This is a genomic window from Ramlibacter agri (genome assembly GCF_012927085.1).
GTDB lineage: Bacteria > Pseudomonadota > Gammaproteobacteria > Burkholderiales > Burkholderiaceae_C > Ramlibacter > Ramlibacter agri.
Genome location: NZ_JABBFX010000011.1, coordinates 1 through 1313, shown reverse-complemented (window position 1 = coordinate 1313; position 1313 = coordinate 1). Strand labels below are relative to the sequence as shown.

1 protein-coding gene is annotated in these 1313 nt (G+C 69.3%); it reads left to right on the top strand.

Annotated elements, in window-relative coordinates; translation table 11 throughout:
* On the top strand, nt 1–1243 hold a 1243-nt coding region (locus HHL11_RS34105), incomplete at its 5' end, for a 3-isopropylmalate dehydratase large subunit (RefSeq protein WP_169423091.1).
* Nucleotides 1244–1313 lie beyond the last annotated feature (70 nt).

Here is a 1313-nt window from a genome sequence, read left to right as displayed (position 1 = left end):
CCGCGCCAGTGGCCGCAGCCACGTGGCCCCCGGCGAAATCGTCAGCTCCAAGGTCGACCTGGCGATGTTCCACGACTCCTCCGGGCCGCGGCGGCTGAAGCCGATGCTGGAGGAGCTGGGCGCGCAGATCTGGGACAAGGACCGCATCGTGCTGGTCATGGACCACTACGTGCCCGAGCAGGACGACGATTCGCGCAAGATCGTGCGCATCGCGCGCGACTGGGCCGCGGAGCAGAAGCTGCCCCACGTCTACGACAGCATCGGCATCTGCCACGTGGTGCTGCCGCAGAAGGGGCATATCCGCCCCGGCATGTTCTGCGTGGGCGGCGACTCGCATTCGCCCACGGGCGGAGCTTTCGGCGCCTACATGTTCGGCATCGGCAGCACCGAGATGCTCGGGGTCGTGGTCACCGGCGAGATCTGGGTGCGGGTTCCGATGACCTTGCGCATGTGGTGGGACGGCAAGCTGTCGCCTGGTGTCACGGCCAAGGACATGATGCTGCACATGGTGGGGCGCTTCGGCATGAACGGCGGTGACTACCAGGCGGTGGAGTTCTGCGGTCCGGCCGTGCAGGCGCTGTCGATGCAGGAGCGCATGACGATGTCCAACATGAGCGCGGAGATGGGTGCGCAGGCGGGCCTCATCGCGCCCGACGCGACCACGCGCGACTGGCTGCTCGGGACGGGCGTGCCCGCGGAAGCCATCGATCTCGAACATTGGCATACGGATGACGACGTGGACGAATCGGTCGCCAAGACCTTCCGCTTCGATGCGGCGTCGCTGGCCCCGCAGGTCGCTGCGCCGCACAGCCCTGCCAACACGAAGCCTGTAGGCGAATTCACGGAAGTCTCCGTGCAGGCCGCCTACGTCGGCGCCTGCACCGGCGCCAAGCTGGACGACCTGCGTGCTGCCGCGTCCGTGCTCAAGGGCCATCGCGTCGCCCAGGGCGTGCGGCTGATGGTCGCGCCGGCCAGCCTGCAAGACCAGCAAGCCGCGCAAGCCGAAGGCGTGCTGGGCGTGCTGCTGGACGCGGGAGCCGAACTGCTCCCCACAGCCTGCGGTGCCTGCTCCGGCTACGGCGGCAGCATCCCGGACGGCGCCAACGTGGTGGCGACCACCGCGCGCAACTTCAAGGGCCGCATGGGCTCGGCGACCGCGCAGGTCTACCTGGCCTCGCCGTACACGGTGGCAGCCTCCGCGCTGCGAGGCCGCATCACCGACCCGCGCGAGGTGCTGGCATGAGCGACAAGGACCAGCACAAGGTCTGGCGCCTGGGCGCCGACATCGACACCGACCAGCTCGCCCCCGGCGC